Origin of the sequence: Alishewanella longhuensis (assembly GCF_014653435.1) — a bacterium.
GTDB classification, from domain to species: Bacteria; Pseudomonadota; Gammaproteobacteria; order Enterobacterales; family Alteromonadaceae; genus Alishewanella; species Alishewanella longhuensis.
Genome location: NZ_BNAO01000019.1, coordinates 1 through 1,278 on the forward strand (window position 1 = coordinate 1; position 1,278 = coordinate 1,278).

1 protein-coding gene is annotated in these 1,278 nt (G+C 38.6%); it reads left to right on the forward strand.

Annotated elements, in window-relative coordinates; genetic code table 11:
• The first annotated feature begins 110 nt into the window (after positions 1-110).
• Positions 111-701 carry a hypothetical protein gene (locus IE163_RS17620; protein WP_008670455.1) on the forward strand — a complete coding sequence of 197 codons (591 nt, stop codon included), beginning with the start codon at positions 111-113 and terminating at the stop codon, positions 699-701.
• Positions 702-1,278 lie beyond the last annotated feature (577 nt).

A 1,278-nucleotide genomic window follows, 5' to 3' on the forward strand; every position in this document is an offset into this window, starting at 1 on the left:
ATTTTGCTTTTTTATTGTATTAATGGAAATTTAAATATTCCTTTGTGGAAAATCAAATTATACTTTTTCACCGATATATAGAAAGTCAAATTTGCCTAAATAGAATGTTTATGGAAAATAAGAAAGTACTCAAATTAACCGATTTTCAAAAAAACGAAGAAAACCCCTTTATGAAACAAGCAATTGAAGGGATTGAAAATCACGTTGTTAAGAAATACAAAAGTAGTACGGGAAGTGATAAAAAAGCTGTAGTTGCTGTTGCTGATACAGATACAGGAGAAGTATTCAAAACCTCGTTTATCCGACAAATAGAAGTAGATGAAGAGCAATTTGCAAAACTATACCTTGCGAATTTTGCCGCTTTTTTCAATCTATCACAATCAGCTATTCGGGTTTTCGGGTATATTCTAACTTGCATGAAGCCTAAGAATGATATGATAATTTTCGATAGGCGAAAATGCTTAGAATACACCCAATACAAATCAGACAAAGCCATATACAAAGGATTGGCAGAGCTCGTACAAAGTGAAATCATAGCAAGAGGTCCAAACGAATATAATTGGTTCATTAATCCGTTGATTGTCTTTAATGGGGATAGGGTTTCATTTACAAAAACATACGTTCGGAAAAAGACTTTAGCTGCCCAAAAGAAAGAAGAAGCAGAGAAACGACAGTTATCACTTGGTTTTGATGAACTGTAACACTCCATTGAGTGAAGCTGCCGTTTGGTCGCTCCCCCTTTGGGGGCGGGGGGGGATAGATAAAGTTCCTCTATGTAAAGTTATAATGGGGGATGAAAGGCAAGGTTCGCTAACCTTACCCCGATTGTTTATGCTTCCCAGCATTCAATCTATCCCCGTTTATGGGTTTCTCTTTCACCCTACAAAGATAACCTCATGGGGGAAAAATGTCCAAGAATATGGGGTAAAAACTATCAAGTCGGTAGAAAATAAGTATCTTTGAAGTACATTTTTAGTAGAGGTACTGGTATGCCTAGACGAAGCAGATAGGCAAAAATAAAGCCGCTGGGGATGTCGGATGTCCGTCAATTAACTCCAGCGGCTTGTATTTTGGTAACTCTCCCGTATCGGTCAGCTACCGTTTGGTCAGCAACAAAGGTAGTACTTTATTGTCGCAAATCCAAATGTTTTCCCCTTTATTTGTGCATTTACAAAACATTCACTAACTTCGCACCTATGCAGTATGGTGATAGCACACTAGCACCCTAAAGGGTACGTGTGTAAGGGGACAAGCCCCCTTAACCCCCTGTCAGCCGGC